General features: G+C 72.0%; 16 protein-coding genes and 1 tRNA gene. 6 read left to right on the plus strand and 11 right to left on the minus strand.

Features of this window, described 5'->3' with window-relative positions:
• Positions 1 to 63: 63 nt before the first annotated feature.
• Positions 64 to 1,872 (plus strand): serine/threonine-protein kinase, encoded by a 1,809-nt coding sequence (locus tag ACZ597_RS26855; protein ID WP_471335001.1) that lies wholly within the window; start codon positions 64 to 66, stop codon positions 1,870 to 1,872.
• Between the two features lie 72 nt (positions 1,873 to 1,944).
• Here the strand turns inward: ACZ597_RS26855 and ACZ597_RS26860 are convergent, their stop codons facing one another.
• Positions 1,945 to 2,628: a pentapeptide repeat-containing protein gene (locus ACZ597_RS26860; RefSeq protein WP_471335004.1), complete on the minus strand. Its 684-nt coding sequence runs from the start codon at positions 2,626 to 2,628 to the stop codon at positions 1,945 to 1,947.
• Between the two features lie 37 nt (positions 2,629 to 2,665).
• A complete protein-coding gene (locus ACZ597_RS26865) occupies positions 2,666 to 3,142 on the minus strand; it encodes a GNAT family N-acetyltransferase (protein ID WP_471335006.1) in 477 nt (158 codons plus the stop codon).
• Positions 3,143 to 3,262: 120 nt separating this feature from the next.
• On the opposite strand from ACZ597_RS26865, the gene ACZ597_RS26870 reads away from it, so the two are divergent.
• Complete coding sequence (locus tag ACZ597_RS26870) at positions 3,263 to 4,642, plus strand: NAD(P)/FAD-dependent oxidoreductase (RefSeq protein WP_471335008.1); 1,380 nt, start codon at positions 3,263 to 3,265, stop codon at positions 4,640 to 4,642.
• 87 nt (positions 4,643 to 4,729) lie between these two features.
• Here ACZ597_RS26870 and ACZ597_RS26875 read toward each other — a convergent pair.
• Positions 4,730 to 4,803, minus strand: a tRNA-Thr gene (locus tag ACZ597_RS26875).
• Between the two features lie 374 nt (positions 4,804 to 5,177).
• Here ACZ597_RS26875 and ACZ597_RS26880 point away from each other — a divergent pair.
• The 3 genes from ACZ597_RS26880 (at position 5,178) to ACZ597_RS26890 (ending at position 7,681) form a co-directional block, all read left to right on the plus strand.
• On the plus strand, positions 5,178 to 6,254 hold the full coding sequence (locus tag ACZ597_RS26880) for an ABC transporter ATP-binding protein (protein ID WP_471335010.1): 1,077 nt from the start codon (positions 5,178 to 5,180) through the stop codon (positions 6,252 to 6,254).
• A gap of 191 nt (positions 6,255 to 6,445) precedes the next feature.
• The gene (locus ACZ597_RS26885; RefSeq protein WP_125813845.1) at positions 6,446 to 6,856 is read left to right on the plus strand and encodes a hypothetical protein; all 411 of its coding nucleotides are present in this window, start codon (positions 6,446 to 6,448) and stop codon (positions 6,854 to 6,856) included.
• A gap of 54 nt (positions 6,857 to 6,910) precedes the next feature.
• Entirely contained in the window at positions 6,911 to 7,681 is a 771-nt protein-coding gene (locus ACZ597_RS26890; RefSeq protein ID WP_471335014.1) for a nucleotidyltransferase family protein, read from the plus strand.
• Between the two features lie 133 nt (positions 7,682 to 7,814).
• Here ACZ597_RS26890 and ACZ597_RS26895 read toward each other — a convergent pair whose 3' ends face one another.
• The 6 genes from ACZ597_RS26895 to ACZ597_RS26920 all read right to left on the minus strand — a co-directional run bounded on the left by ACZ597_RS26895 (position 7,815) and on the right by ACZ597_RS26920 (position 14,242).
• Positions 7,815 to 9,380 carry a DoxX family protein gene (locus tag ACZ597_RS26895; protein WP_471335016.1) on the minus strand — a complete coding sequence of 522 codons (1,566 nt, stop codon included), beginning with the start codon at positions 9,378 to 9,380 and terminating at the stop codon, positions 7,815 to 7,817.
• 156 nt (positions 9,381 to 9,536) lie between these two features.
• A complete protein-coding gene (gene rlmB, locus ACZ597_RS26900; protein ID WP_471335019.1) occupies positions 9,537 to 10,508 on the minus strand; it encodes a 23S rRNA (guanosine(2251)-2'-O)-methyltransferase RlmB in 972 nt (323 codons plus the stop codon).
• 101 nt (positions 10,509 to 10,609) lie between these two features.
• Positions 10,610 to 12,010 carry a cysteine--tRNA ligase gene (gene cysS / locus ACZ597_RS26905; protein WP_471335022.1) on the minus strand — a complete coding sequence of 467 codons (1,401 nt, stop codon included), beginning with the start codon at positions 12,008 to 12,010 and terminating at the stop codon, positions 10,610 to 10,612.
• A gap of 116 nt (positions 12,011 to 12,126) precedes the next feature.
• Positions 12,127 to 12,624: a 2-C-methyl-D-erythritol 2,4-cyclodiphosphate synthase gene (gene ispF / locus ACZ597_RS26910; RefSeq protein WP_471335025.1), complete on the minus strand. Its 498-nt coding sequence runs from the start codon at positions 12,622 to 12,624 to the stop codon at positions 12,127 to 12,129.
• A complete protein-coding gene (gene ispD, locus ACZ597_RS26915) occupies positions 12,614 to 13,360 on the minus strand; it encodes a 2-C-methyl-D-erythritol 4-phosphate cytidylyltransferase (protein WP_471335027.1) in 747 nt (248 codons plus the stop codon). The genes ispF and ispD overlap by 11 nt, the downstream gene beginning before the upstream one ends.
• 399 nt (positions 13,361 to 13,759) lie before the next feature.
• Entirely contained in the window at positions 13,760 to 14,242 is a 483-nt protein-coding gene (locus tag ACZ597_RS26920; RefSeq protein WP_003953493.1) for a CarD family transcriptional regulator, read from the minus strand.
• A 555-nt stretch (positions 14,243 to 14,797) separates the two neighbouring features.
• On the opposite strand from ACZ597_RS26920, the gene ACZ597_RS26925 reads away from it, so the two are divergent.
• Positions 14,798 to 15,481, plus strand: a complete 684-nt coding sequence (locus ACZ597_RS26925; protein WP_471335029.1) for a copper chaperone PCu(A)C domain-containing protein — start codon at positions 14,798 to 14,800, stop codon at positions 15,479 to 15,481.
• A 75-nt stretch (positions 15,482 to 15,556) separates the two neighbouring features.
• On the opposite strand, the gene phoP is transcribed toward ACZ597_RS26925, so the two are convergent.
• The gene (gene phoP, locus ACZ597_RS26930) at positions 15,557 to 16,228 is read right to left on the minus strand and encodes a two-component system response regulator PhoP (protein ID WP_467644498.1); all 672 of its coding nucleotides are present in this window, start codon (positions 16,226 to 16,228) and stop codon (positions 15,557 to 15,559) included.
• A 5-nt stretch (positions 16,229 to 16,233) separates the two neighbouring features.
• Positions 16,234 to 17,472: a two-component system sensor histidine kinase PhoR gene (gene phoR / locus ACZ597_RS26935; protein ID WP_471335032.1), complete on the minus strand. Its 1,239-nt coding sequence runs from the start codon at positions 17,470 to 17,472 to the stop codon at positions 16,234 to 16,236.
• Between the last annotated feature and the right edge of the window lie 61 nt (positions 17,473 to 17,533).

The raw sequence follows: 17,533 nt of genomic DNA on the forward strand, positions 1-17,533 counted from the left end.
CTCTCCCGGTTGGCTTCAGGCGTCGGCAGGCTTTGAACTGCCTGATGGGGGACGGTTTCTTTCATGAGCGGCACACATCCGACCGAACTCTTCCAACCGCTCGGGCAGGACGACCCGGCCACCGTGGGCGGCTACCGCCTCAGCGCCGTGCTCGGCGCCGGCGGCATGGGCAAGGTGTACCTCTCGTACACGCTCGGCGGACGGCCCGTCGCCCTCAAGGTGATCCGGCCCGAGTTCAGCGAAGACCCCGAGTTCCGGCGGCGGTTCCAGCAGGAAGTACGCGCCGCACAGCGGGTCCAGGGCCTGTACACGGCCCCCGTCATCGACTTCGACACCGACGGCGCACAGCCCTGGCTGGCCACCGCCTACGTCCCGGGCCCCTCCCTCGCGCACGCCGTCTCCGGCCACGGCCGGCTGCCGCTGCGCAGCGTCCTGCTGCTGACCATCGGGGTCGCCGAGGCCCTGCACGTCATCCACGGCGCGGACATCGTCCACCGCGACCTGAAGCCGGCGAACGTGCTCCTCGCCTCCGACGGCCCCCGCGTCATCGACTTCGGCATCGCCCGCGCCGCCGACGCCACCTCCCTCACCAGCAGCGGTGTCAGCGTCGGCACGCCCGCCTTCATGGCACCCGAGCAGGCCTCCACCGGCACGGTCACCGCCGCCACCGACATCTTCGCCCTCGGCCAGATCATCGCCTTCGCGGCGATCGGCGCCCCCGCGTACGGCGACGGGAACTCGCACGCGATCCTCTACCGCATCGTGCACGAGGACCCCGACCTCAGCGCCCTGCCCGCCGAGCTGAAGCCCCTGGTGACCCGCTGCCTGAGCCGCGACCCCGCCGGACGGCCCACCCTCACCGAGATCATCGAAATGTGCCACGCCCTCTCCCCGGCGCCACTGCGCCAGGGCGAGGACTGGCTCCCCAAGGCCGTCGCCGGTTCCATCACCGAACGCCTGCGCCTGCCCGAACCGGCCAGGACCCCGCCGCCGCAGCCCGCCGCCGCGCCCACCCCGACCGAACTCTCCGCGCCCCCGCAGCCGGCCACCGCCCCGGCCCAGCCCGCCCAGCCGGCCGAGTTCCCGCTCCAGCCCCCGGCCCCCGCGTACGCGCCGACGCAGACGGCCCCGGCCGCCCCGGGCTACCCCACCCCGCCGCCCGGATACCAGACCCCGCCGCCCGGCTACCACACGCCTCCGCCCGGATACCAGACCCCGCCGCCCGGCTACCCGACCGCCGCCCCCCAGAACTCCAAGCCCAACGGGCGGATCATCGCCGGAGCCGTCATCGGCGCGATCATCGGCATCGCCGTCATCGTCTCCCTGCTCCCCGACGGCTCCGCCAAGGACAGGAAGACCAGCACCGGCAGCAGCCGCTCCAACGGCGGCAACAGCGGCACCGCCCCCAGCCCCGGGAGCTCCGCCGCCCAGAACAAGAACCAGAAGCGGCCCGACCCCACCCCCGCCTCGTACCAGGGCATCGACATCACGGCCGACTACCAGCTCATGCTCGCGGACAACCCGCCACGCCCCACCTCAGGCGGCAGCAACGGCGTGCACTACAACCACGGAGACCTCTTCTACTCCTCCGACGTGATCATCGGCAAAGAACTCGGCACCGACAACGGCAAGCTCGTCGTGCTGAACAACGCCCAGAAGGGCTCCCTGGAAACCTGCCGCACGGAGACCCGCTACACCGAGACGATCAAGCTCGACCAGCTCGGCGACGGCACCGAGATCTGCGTGCTCAGCGACGCCGGACACATCGCGGTGGCCACCTACCGCGGCAGGTCCGACACCAAGGACGCCAGCAACTACATCACCGTCGACCTCACGGTCTGGCGCAACGCCGAGGACCCGAAGAAGCACTGACACCACCCCGGCGCCCGGCCCGCACGACCCCCGTCCGTGCGGGCCGGACCCGTCCGGTGGGCGGTGTCTCCGCTACCCCACCACCCGCAGCCCCAGGTGCGCCGCCAGCGACGGCGCAAGCTCGAACAACTGCCCGGGACTGATCACCGCGCCCGCCAACGCCTCCACCCCCCGCGCGATCCCCAGCTCCGCGGCCCCCCGCAGATCCACATCCGCCAGCCGCGCCCCCGTGAAGTCCGCGCCCCGCACCACACAGTCCCGGAACTCCACCCGCTCCAGCACCGCACCCCCGAAGTCCGGCTCCACCAGCACACACCCCTCGAACACCACGTCCCGCAGCCGCGCCGCCCGCAGGTTCAGGTAGTCGATCTTGCCGCCGCGTACGAGGACCCGCTCCAGCGCCGCCCCGTGCAACTGCACACCGCCGAGCCGCGCCTCCACCACCTCGACATCCCGCAGCGAAGCCCCCGACAGGTCGGCCCCCACACCCCGGACGCCCTCCAGCACCGAATCCAGGAACCGCGCCTTCGCCAGACCCGCCCCGTCCAGCCCGCACCGCCGCAGCGCGCAGTCCATGAACCGCGCCCCGACACCCTCCTGCCCCGCCAGATCCAGGTCCGCGAACTCCAGCCCGTCGTAATCCCCGTCCGGCTCCAGCCCACCGCCCTCCCACACCACCAGCTCCGGCAGCCGGACCTCCGGCCGCCGAGCCTCCGCCACCTTCACCTTCGCCTTCGCCCGCCCGTTCCGCGCCATGTGCCCATCGTGGCCCACGGCACCGACAACGGCCCCGCTAACCCGCCCCGCCCAGCCGCGCCAGCGCCCCGTCCGTCAGCCGGTACACCGACCACTCCTCCTGCGGCCGCGCGCCCAGCGCCTCGTAGAACTCGATCGTCGGCGCGTTCCACTTCAACACCGACCACTCCAGCCGCTGGTACCCCCGCGCCACACAGGTCCGCGCCAACTCCGCCAGCAGCGCCTTCCCGTACCCGCCTCCGCGCACACCCGGCCGCACGTACAGATCCTCCAGGTAGATCCCGTGGACCCCGCGCCACGTCGAGAAGCTCAGGAACCACACCGAGAAGCCCACCACCTCCCCGGCGTCCGTCTCCGCAATGTGCGCGAACGCAGCCGGGCGCTCCCCGAACAACGCCTCGCGCAACTGCTCCGGCGTCGCGCGCGCCTCGTGCGGCACCTTCTCGTACTCCGCCAACTCCCGGATCATGGAGTGGATTTCGGCAACATCGTCAACAACCGCATCACGGATCACCCCGCCACCCTACGGCCGACCACCCCGCGCCCACATCGAACATCCCGCCGCGCAACCGGCCCCCGGCCACGACATCCGGTCCCTGGACACCCCCGCGCGACCGCGTGTACCAACTCCCCCATGACGATCAACGGCGGTATCTCCTTCTGGTACGCGACCGACACGACGGCCCACCAGCCACCCCGCGCACCCCTCACCACCGACGCCACGGCAGACGTCGCCATCGTCGGCGGCGGCTACACGGGCCTGTGGACCGCCTACTACCTCAAGCGCGCCGCCCCCGACCTCCGCGTCACCGTCCTGGAGCAGAAGTTCTGCGGCTACGGCGCCTCCGGCCGCAACGGCGGCTGGCTCTACAACGGCATCGCCGGCCGCGACCGCTACGCCGCCCGGCACGGCCACGAAGCCGCCCGCCGCCTCCAGCACGCCATGAACGACACCGTCACCGAAGTCATCGACGTGGCGGCCAAGGAAGACATCGACGCCGACATCCACCGCGGCGGAGTCCTCGAAGTCGCCCGCACCCCCGCCCAGCTCACCCGCCTCAAGGCCTTCCACACCGCCGAGCTCTCCTTCGGCGAGACCGGCCGCGAGCTGTACGACGCCCCCGCCACCCGCGCCCGCGTCGACATCGCCGACGCCGTCGGCTCCAGCTGGACCCCCCACGGCGCCCGCATCCACCCCCTCAAGCTCGTCCGCGGCCTGGCCGCCGCCTGCGACCGCCTCGGCGTCGTGATCCACGAGTCCACCCCCGTCACCGAGATCGCCCCCCGCCGCGCCGTCACCCCCTACGGCACCGTCCGCGCCCCGTACGTCCTGCGCTGCACCGAGGGCTTCACCGCCGCCCTCAAGGGCCAGAAGCGCACCTGGCTCCCCATGAACTCCTCGATGATCGTCACGGCCCCCCTGCCGCCCTCCGCCTGGGATCAGCTGGGCTGGCAGGACGCCCCGCTCCTGGGCGACATGGCCCACGCCTACATGTACGCCCAGCGCACCGCCGACGACCGCATCGCGATCGGCGGCCGCGGGGTCCCGTACCGCTTCGGCTCCCGCACCGACAACGACGGCCGCACCCAGCCGACCACCATCACGGCCCTCACCTCCCTCCTCACCACCTTCTTCCCCCTCCTCACCGGCACGGAGATCACCCACGCCTGGTCGGGCGTCCTCGGCGTCCCCCGCGACTGGTGCGCCACCGTCACCCTGGACGCCACCACGGGCCTGGGCTGGGCCGGAGGCTACGTCGGCTCCGGCGTGGCCACCGCCAACCTCGCCGGCCGCACCCTGCGCGACCTGGTCCTCGGCGACACCACGGAGCTGACCGCGCTCCCCTGGGTCCACCACCGCGTCCGCCGCTGGGAGCCGGAGCCCTTCCGCTGGCTGGGCGTCCACGCCCTCTACGCCGCCTACCGCGAGGCGGACCGCCGCGAATCCACCACCCACCGCCCCACGACGACCCCCCTGGCCCGCCTGGCCAACCGCGTCTCGGGCCGCGACTGAGGCATAAGAAAAGGCCCCGGGTGATCACCCGGGGCCTTCCGCTTCTGTACGAGTTCCCTTGGCCGTCAACCCTCTGGCCTGGGACGGAGCCGCCTGTCGGAATCGAACCGACGACCTCAAGATTACAAGTCAAGCGCTCTAGCCAACTGAGCTAAGGCGGCACAACACCACCCGCGACCTACTGCGCGTGGAGCCGCCATCACTCTACACAGCGCCCGATTCCCCGAGCCATCACATTGATCCCGCACCCCGGCCACCGGATACCCGATCCGCGCGGCCGCCGCCGCCACGCCCGCGAAGTCCGCCTCCGGGTTCAGGACCGCCACCACCGCTTCCGTCAGGGGCGGGCAGGCCGGGAGGATCTCGTGAACGCTCATGCCGGGAGGAAAGCAGGCCGGGGTGACGGTCGCCGCGCCGGCCGGGGGCTGACAGGAGCCGTTCCGCCGGGTAGCGTCGGGCGGAGTCCAGTCGACTGGACTAGACCTTCCACTCGGATCGTCCGGCACGTTCCTGCCGGTAGAAGGGATTCACAACCATGGCTTCTGTCACCTTCGACAAGGCGACCCGCCTCTACCCGGGCGGCGACAAGCCCGCCGTCGACCAGCTGGAGCTGGAGATCGAGGACGGCGAGTTCCTCGTCCTCGTCGGCCCCTCCGGCTGCGGCAAGTCCACCTCCCTGCGCATGCTCGCGGGCCTGGAGGACGTCAACGGCGGCGCCATCCGCATCGGCGACCGCGACGTCACGCACCTGCCGCCCAAGGACCGGGACATCGCGATGGTGTTCCAGAACTACGCCCTGTACCCGCACATGACCGTCGCCGACAACATGGGCTTCGCGCTCAAGATCGCCGGCGAGGACAAGGCCACCATCCGCCGCAAGGTGGAGGAGGCGGCGAAGATGCTGGACCTCACCCAGTACCTCGACCGCAAGCCGAAGGCGCTCTCCGGCGGTCAGCGCCAGCGCGTCGCCATGGGCCGGGCCATCGTGCGCAAGCCGCAGGTGTTCCTCATGGACGAGCCGCTGTCGAACCTCGACGCCAAGCTCCGCGTGTCCACCCGTACGCAGATCGCCGCGCTCCAGCGCGACCTCGGCATCACCACCGTGTACGTCACCCACGACCAGGTCGAGGCCATGACCATGGGCGACCGCGTGGCCGTCCTCAAGGACGGGCTGCTCCAGCAGGTCGACACCCCGCGCAACATGTACGACCGGCCGGCGAACCTGTTCGTCGCCGGGTTCATCGGCTCGCCCGCCATGAACCTCGTCGAGGTCCCGATCACCGACGGCGGCGTGAAGTTCGGCGAGAGCGTGGTCCCGGTGTCGCGCGAGGCGCTGTCCGCCGCCGCCGACTCGGGCGACAAGACCGTCACCGTCGGCGTGCGTCCCGAGCACTTCGACATCGGCGACACCGGCGGTCTGACGATCACCGTGAACGTGGTCGAGGAGCTGGGTGCCGACGGCTACGTGTACGGCAGCCGCGACGGCCAGGACATCGTGGTCCGCGTGAACGGCCGCCAGGTGCCCGAGAAGGGCTCCTCGCTGCACGTGGTTCCGCGTCCGGACGAGATCCATGTTTTCTCGACGTCGACCGGTGCACGGCTGTCCAACTGAGTGACGGGCAGGGGCGCCCCGCCAAGGGGCGCCCCCGCCGCGGCAGTTGCGGGTGCGCGCCCCGCGAACCCCGGCAGACCGGGCCATTCGGCCGCACCCGTCAACCCTTAAATCGAAAAGCCACGTCGAACCATCCCCCGACCGGGTGACTAAATGTCGCCAAATCCTCACCGAGCGCTACTCTCGCCCTCGTGACCCACACTGCCCGCCGAATCGGCCGTTCCCTCGCCCTGGTCCTGCCCGTCGTCCTGGTCCTGTCCGGGACGCTCGCGGTCACCATGGTCCCCTGGGCGGACAACTCCTCCCAGATCCTGACCGCCTCCGCCGAGGACGTCTCCGTCCCCAAGAAGCCGGCCGCACCCCAGGACCTGCTGCGCGACAAGCTCCTCGGCGAGCTCCAGCAGGGCGAGCAGCCGGGTGCCGTGCTCACGCACCTCCAGCAGGAGGTGAACGGGCGGCCCTCGCTGGCCGAGCACTGCGTGAGCATCGCGCGGGCGCTGGGCCGGGCCGCCGTGGAGGCGTACGGGCCGACGAAGGCCCAGTCGTACGCGCGCCCCGTCTGCGACACCTCGTACGCGACCGGCGTCGCCTCGATGGGCTGACGGCCCGTCGCGCCTGCCCCGTCGGGGGCGGGGGCCGTCCCTACGCTGGCGGCCATGACCGAGATCGGCCCCGAACCACCCCAATCCACCGATGACGCGGCCGCGTTCCCGGCCCCTCCCACCCAGGCTGTCGTCCTGGCGGGCGGGCAGGGTTCGCGGCTGCGGCCGTATACGGACGACCGGCCGAAGCCGATGGTGGAGATCCCCGGTACCGGACTGCCCATCATCGGACACCAGCTGGCGTGGCTGGCCGCCGAGGGGGTGACCGACGCGGTGGTGTCCTGCGGACATCTGGCGGAGGTGCTCCAGGAGTGGCTGGCGGGGGCCGTACTGCCGTTGCGGGTGACGACGGTGGTGGAGGAGGAGCCGCTGGGCCGCGGGGGCGGGCTGAAGTTCGCCGCGCGGCGGCTGCCGCGTCCGGACCGGGCCTGGTACGCGACGAACGGCGATGTGTGGACGCGCTTTCCGCTGCGCGAGATGGCGGCGTTCCACGAGGAGCGGGAGGCGGTGGCGACGCTGGCGCTGGCCCGGCCGCGGATGCCGTGGGGGGTGGTGGAGGCGAACGAGTTCGGTCAGGTGCTGGACTTCATCGAGGCTCCGCCGTCGCCCTATCCGATCAACGCCGGGGTGTACGTGTTCGCTCCCGGATTCGCGTCGCTGCTCCCGGACTTGGGGGACCACGAGCGGACGACGTTCCCCCGGCTGGCGCGGGAGCGGCGGCTGGCGGGCTTTCCGCTGCCGCAGGGGGCCTACTGGCGGGCTATCGACACGGCGAAGGACTTGACCGAGGCGGCGCGGGAGTTGGCGGCTCAGAGCGCCGTATGAGCGGTTTCCGTGTTGCTGCGTCGTCGTCATGTGGTCGCTGCGCCGTCGCTCCGTCGTGCCGTGCCGGGCGAGGGCGTGCGGAAGGGCCCGGCGCGCCGTACGCGCGCCGGGCCCTTCGGTCCGTCGGAGCCTGTCAGCCCAGGAGGCCGCCGACGAGGCCGGGCTTCTTGCTCGTGGTGTCCCCGCCGGAGCCGCTGCGGGTCCCGGAGGAGGTGGCCGGCGGCTGCTGCGGGCTGGACTGCTTGGGGGTGCTGCCGCGCGGGGTCTGGCTGCCGCTGCCGGAGCTCTTGGTGGCGCTGGGCGCTCCGGAGCCGGCCGTGGAGCCGCTGCGGGTGGGGGCGCTGCTGCCGGTGCGGCCGGACTTGGCGGCGGGCTCGGAGGGAGCGGCGGAGGGGGAGGCCTGCTTCGAGGGCTGCTGCTGCCTGCCGGGGGCGGGCTGCTTGGCGGGGGCCTGCGGGAGCGGGCTGCCGGGGAGGTAGTTGCTGGGGGCCTCGCCGGGGCCGGGGACGGTGACGACGGTGGAGGAGCGGACGGCCCCGCCGAGGAGGGAGCCGATGAGGAGGGTGAGTCCGCAGACGACGGAGGCCATGACGGCTCCGCGCCGCAGGACGCGGCGGCGCAGCCGCCAGATCTCGGAGCGGGGGCCGAGGGTGCGCCAGGCCTCGCCGGAGAGGCGTGCGTCGAGGGAGTAGACGGGCGCGCCGGCGATGACCAGCGGGCTCCAGGCGGCGAGGTAGATGATGTCGGGGGCGTCGTAGGCGGGGACGGTCTTCCAGCTGACCGTCATGAGGAGGGCGGCGGAGAGCAGGGCGCCGATGCAGGCGGCGAAGCGCTGCCAGAGGCCGAAGACGGTCAGGACGCCGACGATGACCTGGAGGAAGGCGACGCTGAGGCCGGCTCCGACGGGGTGGGCGAGAGCGAAGTCGCGCAGGGGTTCGGCGAGGGCCCAGGGGTGCAGGGTCTGGAGCCAGGTGACCATGGAGCCGCGTTCGCCGCCGTCGAAGTAGACGGGGTCGCAGAGCTTGCCCATGCCGGCGTAGATGGAGATGAAGCCGAGGAAGACGCGCAGGGGGAGCAGGACGACGCCGAGGTTCATGCGGCGTCCGGGGTAGTAGGAGGCCTGGCCGCGGGCGTCGGGGGCGGGGCGCCGGCTGTCGGGGCCCGGGTGGCCGCCGTCGTGGGCGTCGTGGCCGCCGTCGTAGCGGTCGTACGGCTGGTGGGGCCCGCGCGGGAGGTCGCGTACGGCGGCGAGGGGGCGGGTCTCGTCCGGGTCGCCGTAGGTGCGCTGGCCGATGACGGTGGGCGTGGCGAGGGTGTCCTCGCCCAGGTCGTGTGCCAGGTCGACCCGGGGGATGGTCTGGGTGGCGGCTCCGCCGTCGTAGTCGTCGTGGCCGCGGCCTGCTTCGCGTACGGCCTGGAGGAGTCCTCCCATGGCCGCGGCGTCGCCGGGGGCGGACTTGCCGCTCCAGACGACGGGTGCGCGGCGGCGGGTGGCTCCGGCGGTCGCGACGGCGGCGGCGCCGAGGAGGGGCGCGCGGCCGGGGGCTTTCGCGGGCTTGGAACGCGCGCTCGGGCTCGGTGCGAGCCGCACGCGGAAGCTGGCGTGGTTGACGATGACCTGTGCGGGGTCGCACGGCACCTTGACCATGCTCAGCGCGGGCTGGTCGTCGAACCCTGACGTTCTGGTGTCCACACTCATCTAACCGAGTGATGAGTGTTTAGGACACTGCCTTGACACGAGGGATCTGTCCGAGACCCGTCAAGATCAAGTCGCCCCGCCCGTGACGGGCGGGGCGACACGCTCACGGGTCATGCCCCGTGGGCCAAGTGGATCAAGCGCCGGCGGCCGTCCGGGTCAGATGCGGCCGCGCTGGGCGCGCTTGCGGGCGGCCTCGTAGAGGACCACGCCGGCGGCGACACCGGCGTTGAGGGACTCGGCGCCACCGGGCATCGGGATGCGGACGAGGTAGTCGCAGTTCTCGCCGACGAGGCGGCCGAGGCCCTTGCCCTCGGAGCCGACGACGATGACGACCGGGCCGGAGAGGGCGTCGAGGTCCTGGACCTCGTGGGTGCCCTCGGCGGCGAGGCCGACGACGGTGATGCCGGCCTTCTTGTAGTCCTGGAGGGCGCGGGTGAGGTTGGTGACGCGGGAGACCGGGGTGCGGGCGGCGGTGCCGGCGGAGGTCTTCCAGGCGCCGGCGGTCATGCCGGCGGCGCGGCGCTCGGGGATGACCACGCCGTGGCCGCCGAAGGCGGAGACGGAGCGGACGATCGCACCGAGGTTGCGCGGGTCGGTGACGCCGTCGAGGGCGACGATGAGGGGGTCCTCGCCGTTGTCGTGGGCGGCGTCGGTGAGGTCCTCGGGGTGCGCGTACTCGTACGGCGGGACCTGGAGGACCAGGCCCTGGTGGTTCAGGCCGTTGGTCATGCGGTCCAGCTCGGCGCGCGGGGCCTCCATCAGGTTGATGTTGCCGCGCTCGCCCGCGAGCTTGAGGGCGTCGCGGACGCGCTCGTCGTTGTCGATGAACTGCTGGACGTAGAGGGTGGTGGCGGGCACGCCGTCGCGCAGCGCCTCGAAGACCGGGTTGCGGCCGACGACCATCTCGCTGGTGCCCTTGGGGCCGCCGCGGCGGGGGGCGGGGCGGCGCTTGGCGGCCTGGCGGGCCATGGCGTTGGCGATGCGGTTCGCCTTGTGCTTCTTGCGGTCCTCGGCCTTGGGCGTGGGGCCCTTGCCTTCCAGGCCCTTGCGCCGCTGGCCACCGCTGCCGACCGTCGCGCCCTTCTTGTTGGACGTGCGGCGGTTCCTGCGCTGGCTGTTACCGGCCATGACCTCTACCTGTTTTCGTTCGTGCTGCGATATGTACGTATGAAGAGTGTGCCGCCCGGAGGGCCGGGCGGCACAACACGGCTGGTCCGGGTGGGTCCGGATCAGCGGGGGCCGAGGGTCCAGCGCGGTCCGCTGGGGCTGTCCTCGATGACCAGACCGGACTGGTTCAGCTGGTCGCGGATGGCGTCGGCGGTCGCCCAGTCCTTGCGGGCGCGGGCGGACTCGCGCTGCTCCAGGACGAGGCGTACGAGGGTGTCGACGGCCCCGTGGAGTTCCTCACCGCGGTCGGCCTCGCCGGCCCAGTGCGGGTCGAGCGGGTCCAGGCCGAGGACGCCGAGCATGGCACGGACCTCGGAGAGGCGGGCGATCGCCTCGTCCTTGTCGTCCGCGGCGAGCGCGCTGTTGCCCTGGCGGACGGTGGTGTGGACGATGGCCAGCGCCTGCGGGACGCCCAGGTCGTCGTCCATCGCCTCGGCGAAGGCCGGCGGGACCTCGGCGGCGGCCTCGACGGGGCCGCCCGCCTTCTCGATGACGCGCTGGTAGAAGCCCTCGATGCGGGCGAACGCGGACTCCGCCTCGCGCAGCGCCTCCTCGCTGTACTCGATCATCGACCGGTAGTGCGGGGTGCCGAGGTAGTAGCGCAGGACGATCGGGCGCCACTGCTTGACCATCTCGGAGACGAGCACCGAGTTGCCCAGCGACTTCGACATCTTCTCGCCGGACATGGTGACCCAGGCGTTGTGCACCCAGTAGTTCGCGAACTCGTCGCCGAAGGCCTTGGCCTGGGCGATCTCGTTCTCGTGGTGCGGGAAGATCAGGTCGAGCCCGCCGCCGTGGATGTCGAAGGCCTCGCCGAGGTACTTGTGCGCCATCGCGGAGCACTCCAGGTGCCAGCCGGGACGGCCGCGGCCCCAGGGGGTCTCCCAGGAGGGCTCGCCGGGCTTGACGGACTTCCACATGGCGAAGTCGCGGGGGTCGCGCTTGCCGGTCTCGCCGGTGGACTCCGGCTGGCGGATGTTGTCGAGCTCCTGCCGGGAGAGCGAGAGGTAGCCGGGGTACGACTTCACGTCGAAGTAGACGTTGCCCTCGGACTCGTAGGCGTGGCCGCGCTCGATGAGGCCGCGCATCATCTCGACCATCTCGGGGACGTGTCCGGTCGCGCGGGGCTCGTAGGTGGGCGGCAGGCAGCCGAGGGCGCCGTAGCCGTCGTTGAAGGCGCGCTCGTTCTCGTAGCCGATGGACCACCAGGGGCGGCGCTGCTCGGCCGACTTCGTGATGATCTTGTCGTCGATGTCCGTGACGTTGCGGACGAACGTGACGTCGTAGCCGCGGTACGTGAACCAGCGGCGCATCATGTCGAAGTTGAGGCCGGAGCGGATGTGCCCGATGTGCGGGGCGGCCTGCACGGTCGCGCCACACAGGTAGATCGAGACGCAGCCCTGTTCGAGCGGGACGAAGTCGCGGATCTGCCGGGCGCTGGTGTCGTACAGGCGAATAGTCACGGCATCCAGGGTAGTGCGCCTGCGGCAGTGCCCCGCGACCGTTTGAGGCCGCCCGAACGGTTTGTTGCCGAAGAGGTGACATCCGTAACGGGCGGCCCCGGGGCCGTACGTCGTACTCAGGCCGGGTTCGTCCGGTAGACGAGGGCGGTGGCGATGGCGGCGAGGCCTTCGGCGCGGCCGGTGAGGCCGAGTCCGTCGGTGGTGGTGCCGGAGACGGAGACGGGGGCGCCCGCCGCCGCCGCGAGCGCCTTCTGCGCTTCCTCGCGCCGCTTGCCGATCTTCGGGCGTACGCCGATCACCTGGATCGCGATGTTGCCGATCTCGAAGCCCTCCGCGCGGACGATCCGCGCGGCCTCCGCCAGGAGGGTGACCCCGGCGGCGCCGGACCACTCGGGGCGGGAGGTGCCGAAGTGCGCGCCGAGGTCTCCGACGCCGGCGGCGGAGAAGAGGGCGTCGCAGGCGGCGTGGGCGGCGACGTCGCCGTCGGAGTGGCCGGCGAGGCCGTCCTCGCCCTCCCACAGCAGGCCGGCGCACCACAGCTCGCGGCCGGTCTCGAAGGCGTGCACGTCGGTGCCGATCCCGACGAGGGGGATCAGGGGCAGGTCAGTAGACATCGGTGGCCCTCCTGCGGGCGAGAACGGCCTCGGCGAGGACCAGGTCGAGCGGGCGGGTGACCTTGAAGGCCTCCTCGTGGCCGGGGACGGTCACGACGGTGACCCCCGTGCGCTCCACCATGCCGGCGTCGTCGGTGGCGCCCTCGCCGCTGACGGCGATGGCCTCGTGCGCGCGCAGCAGGGTGGCCAGGTCGAAGCCCTGGGGGGTCTGCACGGCGCGCAGCCGGGCGCGCTCGGGTGTGGCGACGACCGGCTCGGGCTCGCCGGGCGCTCCGGGCTCGACCTCCTTGACGGTGTCGGCCAGGGGCAGTGCGGGGACCACGGCGGGGGCTCCGCCGCGGACGGCCTCGACGACGGAGTCCACGGTGTCGACGGGGACCAGCGGGCGGGCCGCGTCGTGGATCAGTACGGAGGTGATGTCGGCGGGGAGGGCGGCCAGGCCTGCGCGCACGGATTCCTGGCGGGTGTCGCCGCCGGGGACGACCAGGATCTCCGTACGGTCGGGCAGGGCGTGCTCGTCCAGGAGGTGGCGCACCTCGGCGGCCCCGTCGGACGGGGCGACGACCACGACCAGGGCGACCGCGCGGGAGCGGGCCATGGCGCGGACGGCGTGGATCAGCATCGGGGTCCCGCCGAGGGCCCGCAGGGCCTTGGGGGCGCCGGGGCCGAGGCGTACCCCGCGGCCGGCGGCCGGGATCACCGCGGCGGTGCGGTGGGGGCGGGATTCGTCAGACATCAGTAGCTCCGAGCCAGGTTTGTGACTTCGGCCGACATGGGTATGGCCTTGGGCGTACCCCCGGCTCCGGCCGGGAGGAGTGCCGGGTGCGATGCCCTCGCCCCTTCCGTGACCGGTCGAGCCGGCTGCCCGGACCCGGCACGCGGGCAGGGGACCGTGCGGGTGTGCACACGCAGGGTACGGCGGGATGAGCGCAGGGTACGGCCGTCAGGGTACGGCGGTGTCACCCGGGGCCGGCTGGGCCGGGACCGGGTGGAGTGGGGCCGGGCGGGTGGGCCCGGCAGGTGGTGACGCGGCGCGGTGTCCGGACGCAGACATGCCGCAGCGCCCGGCAACAGCCCTCTCGAAACGAGAGGGCGGGTCATCGGGCACCGCGGCACACTGTGGCCGGTTCGTGCGTCAGGACGCAAGAACCTCGTCGAGGAGGGCCTCGGCCTTGTCCTCGTTGGTGTTCTCGGCGAGCGCGAGCTCGCTCACCAGGATCTGCCGCGCCTTCGCGAGCATGCGCTTCTCTCCTGCGGAGAGACCGCGCTCGCGCTCACGACGCCACAGGTCGCGCACCACTTCGGCGACCTTGATGACATCGCCAGAAGCGAGCTTCTCCAGATTCGCCTTGTAGCGACGGGACCAGTTCGTGGGCTCTTCTGCATACGGTGCGCGGAGCACCTCGAAGACCCGGTCCAGCCCGTCCTGGCCGACTACGTCGCGAACGCCGACGAACTCTGCATTGTCCGCAGGCACACGAACCGTCAGGTCGCCCTGGGCGACCTTGAGCACCAAGTAGGTCTTGTCCACGCCTTTGATCTGGCGAGTTTCGATGGCCTCGATCAGCGCGGCCCCGTGATGGGGATAGACCACGGTGTCGCCAACCTTGAACGTCATGTGACAGGTACCCCTTCCGTGGCTATCCAGGGTAACACGAGAACTGACTGTTATGAATGGCGTTTTCGCAGGTCAGGGCACATCTCGGGGCTTGACAACAGCGACACGAACGTGCTGCGAAAGGGTTCCGGAGGGGGGTATTCGCAGGTCGGAGGCGCTCTGCGGACCGGGCGAAACGACCACGTTACACCTGGCGGACGCGGCCACGAGTGTGACGTACGTCCCGTTTTGCCGGGTTCCCGGACATGAAACGGAAGTACTCCGTTCGACTGGCGGCCACCCGTACGCAGCGGGTTCAGGCCCAATCTCCAATTGATCAAGCGGTCGCGTTCGAGGGAATCCCGGAATTGATCACGGGACGGCTCGGGACCGGATAGCGGAATGCAAGATCGCGGGACCGGTGCAGGGCGGTGCGCGCGCTGCGGAGGGTCGGGTGCGGGGGCGGGGCGGCGGCTCGGTAACCTAAGCGCGCTGACACACCCTTAGGGCGGCTTTACCTCGGCCGCTCCGAGCCTGTACCCGTCCCGTCCGTACGTCCAAGGAGTTGCCGCCGCCGTGAGCCGCAGCCTTCGACGCGGCGCTCTCGCCGCTACCGCCGTCGTGTTCTCCCTTGCCTCGCTCGCAGCGTGCGGTGCGGGCAACGACGCGCAGACTCTCGAGATCAAGCCGGACAACGCCGCTGTCACCAAGGGCGACATCAAGATCCAGAACGCCCTGGTGATCACCAAGGGCGAGAAGGACAAGAAGGGTCCGGCGGCCGTCTCGGCGACCGTCTTCAACACCGGCACCAAGGCCCAGACCCTGGACGGGATCACCCTGAAGGGTGGCAAGTCCAAGGTCGTCCTGAAGGCCGCCGAGGGCTCCGGCAAGATCACCGTGCCGGCCGGCGGCTCCGTGGTGCTGGGCGGCAAGGGCAACGCCTCCGCCGTCATCGAGGGCGGCCGCGAGGCCGTCAAGAACGGCGACGTCCAGGACGTCGTCTTCCAGCTGAGCACCACGGGTGACGTGGAACTGGACGCCTTCGTCGTGCCGGCCACCGGCATGTACGCGGGCTACGGCCCGACCGAGGCCCCGGCCGCCGCCCCCGGCCCCGTCCCGTCGGGCACCCCCTCGGGCTCGGCCTCCCCGGCCGCCTCGGGCTCCCCCGCCGCGTCGGGCACCCCGGCCGCCGGCGCCACCCCGTCGGGCGCCGCCTCGGGCTCCGCGTCGGCGTCGGCGTCGCGCAGCGCCGGCCACTGAGCGCACAGTGACGGGAAGGGCCCCAGCCGCACCGCGGCTGGGGCCCTTCCCGTGTTGCCCGGAGAACGGGTCGGCCTACGGCTCGAACTTGTAGCCCAGGCCGCGGACCGTGACCAGGTAGCGCGGGGCGCCCGGGTCCGGCTCGATCTTGGCGCGGAGGCGCTTGACGTGGACGTCCAGGGTCTTGGTGTCGCCGACGTAGTCCGCGCCCCAGACCCGGTCGATCAGCTGCATGCGGGTCAGCACGCGGCCCGCGTTGCGCAGGAGCATCTCCAGCAGGTCGAACTCCTTCAGGGGGAGGTCGACCTTGGCACCGCCGACGGTGACCACGTGCCGGTCCACGTCCATGCGTACGGGCCCGGCCTCCAGGGCTGCCGGGGTGACCTCCTCCGGCTCGCCGCGGCGGCGCAGGACCGCGCGGATGCGGGCGACCAGCTCCCGCGAGGAGAAGGGCTTCGTGACGTAGTCGTCCGCTCCTATCTCCAGCCCGACGACCTTGTCGATCTCGCTGTCCTTGGCGGTCACCATGATCACGGGGACGTTGGAGCGACCGCGCAGCTGCCGGCAGACCTCGGTGCCCGGCAGGCCGGGCAGCATCAGGTCGAGGAGGACGAGGTCGGCGCCGTTGCGCTCGAACTCGTCGAGCCCGTCGGGCCCCGTCGCGGCGATCGCGACCTCGAAGCCTTCCTTGCGGAGCATGTAGGACAGGGCGTCGCTGAAGGATTCCTCATCCTCGACGACGAGCACTCGGGTCACGGAAGGACCTCCGGGGCAGGAATGACTGGTTCTGGGTCAAGCTGGGGTCTGGCGGGTTCGGGTGCGGTCGCCGGGGCCGGCGCGGCCGCCTCGGGAAGTCGCAGGGTGAACGTGGAGCCCTGGCCCTCGGAGCTCCATACCGACACCTCCCCGCCGTGCGAGGCCGCCACGTGCTTCACGATCGCGAGGCCCAGGCCGGTTCCGCCCGTGGCGCGGGAGCGGGCCGGGTCCACGCGGTAGAAGCGCTCGAAGACGCGCTCGCGGTCCTTCTCCGGGATGCCTATGCCCTGGTCGGTCACGGCTATCTCGATCAAGTCTCCACCCGGCGCGGTCACCCGGCGCGCGGCGATGCCGACGCGGGTGCGGGCCGGGCTGTAGTTCACGGCGTTCTCCACCAGGTTCCCGAGGGCGGCGGCCAGCTGCCCCCGGTGTCCCCATACCCGCAGGTCGGCGGTGCCGCCGGCGGCCATGGTGATCTGCTTGGAGGTGGCCGTGTGTCGGCAGCGGTCGATGGCCTCCGCCACCAGCGTGTCCACCCGTACGGGCTCGGCGTCCTCCAGTGCCTCGTCGTTCTGCACCCGGGAGAGGTCGATGAGCTCCTGCACGAGGTTGATCAGGCGGGTGGACTCGATCTGCATGCGGCCCGCGAAGCGGGTGACCGCCTCGGGGTCGTCGGCGGCGTCCATGACCGCTTCGGAGAGCAGGGAGATCGCGCCGACCGGGGTCTTCAGCTCGTGCGAGACGTTCGCCACGAAGTCGCGGCGCACCGCTTCGATGCGGCGGGCCTCGGTGAGGTCCTCGACCAGCAGCAGCACCAGGCGGGAGCCCAGCGGGGCGACGCGGGCGGAGACCGCGAGGGCCTCGCCGCGGCCGGTGCCGCGCCGGGGCAGGTCGAGCTCGATCTGCCGTATCTCGCCGTCCCGGCGGGTGTCGCGGGCCATGTGGAGCATGGGCTCCACGGCCAGTTTCCCGCCGCGGACCAGCCCGAGCGCGTACGCGGCCGAGCTGGCCTTGACCACCGCGTCGCCCTCGTCGAGGACGACGGCGGAGGAGCGGAGCACGGAGAGGACGGTGTCCACTCCGGGCGGGAGCACCGCGTTGATGTCGGGCCGCATGGAGCTCCGGGTGGGGCGGGCCTGGTCGCGCTCGCTCCAGCGGAACGCCAGCATGGCGATGACACCGGTGCAGAGACCGGCGATCGCCGCAGCTGCGGCGACCGCCGCGTTCACGTCCATGCATCCAGGTTAAGCAGGCCCGAGGACACTTCCACAGCCGTTCGGGTGGCACCTCGAACAG

The organism is Streptomyces sp. NPDC040718 (assembly GCF_055593565.1).

What these genes read in the sequence shown, in the direction of transcription:
- phoR (WP_471335032.1), bottom strand. Translation starts at nt 17,472, where the DNA reads ATGGACGTGAACGCGGCGGTCGCCGCAGCTGCGGCGATCGCCGGTCTC.
- ispD (WP_471335027.1), bottom strand. Translation starts at nt 13,360, where the DNA reads ATGTCTGACGAATCCCGCCCCCACCGCACCGCCGCGGTGATCCCGGCC.
- ACZ597_RS26870 (WP_471335008.1), top strand. Translation starts at nt 3,263, where the DNA reads ATGACGATCAACGGCGGTATCTCCTTCTGGTACGCGACCGACACGACG.
- ACZ597_RS26895 (WP_471335016.1), bottom strand. Translation starts at nt 9,380, where the DNA reads ATGAGTGTGGACACCAGAACGTCAGGGTTCGACGACCAGCCCGCGCTG.
- ACZ597_RS26920 (WP_003953493.1), bottom strand. Translation starts at nt 14,242, where the DNA reads ATGACGTTCAAGGTTGGCGACACCGTGGTCTATCCCCATCACGGGGCC.
- ispF (WP_471335025.1), bottom strand. Translation starts at nt 12,624, where the DNA reads ATGTCTACTGACCTGCCCCTGATCCCCCTCGTCGGGATCGGCACCGAC.
- ACZ597_RS26890 (WP_471335014.1), top strand. Translation starts at nt 6,911, where the DNA reads ATGACCGAGATCGGCCCCGAACCACCCCAATCCACCGATGACGCGGCC.
- ACZ597_RS26880 (WP_471335010.1), top strand. Translation starts at nt 5,178, where the DNA reads ATGGCTTCTGTCACCTTCGACAAGGCGACCCGCCTCTACCCGGGCGGC.
- ACZ597_RS26860 (WP_471335004.1), bottom strand. Translation starts at nt 2,628, where the DNA reads ATGGCGCGGAACGGGCGGGCGAAGGCGAAGGTGAAGGTGGCGGAGGCT.
- ACZ597_RS26855 (WP_471335001.1), top strand. Translation starts at nt 64, where the DNA reads ATGAGCGGCACACATCCGACCGAACTCTTCCAACCGCTCGGGCAGGAC.
- rlmB (WP_471335019.1), bottom strand. Translation starts at nt 10,508, where the DNA reads ATGGCCGGTAACAGCCAGCGCAGGAACCGCCGCACGTCCAACAAGAAG.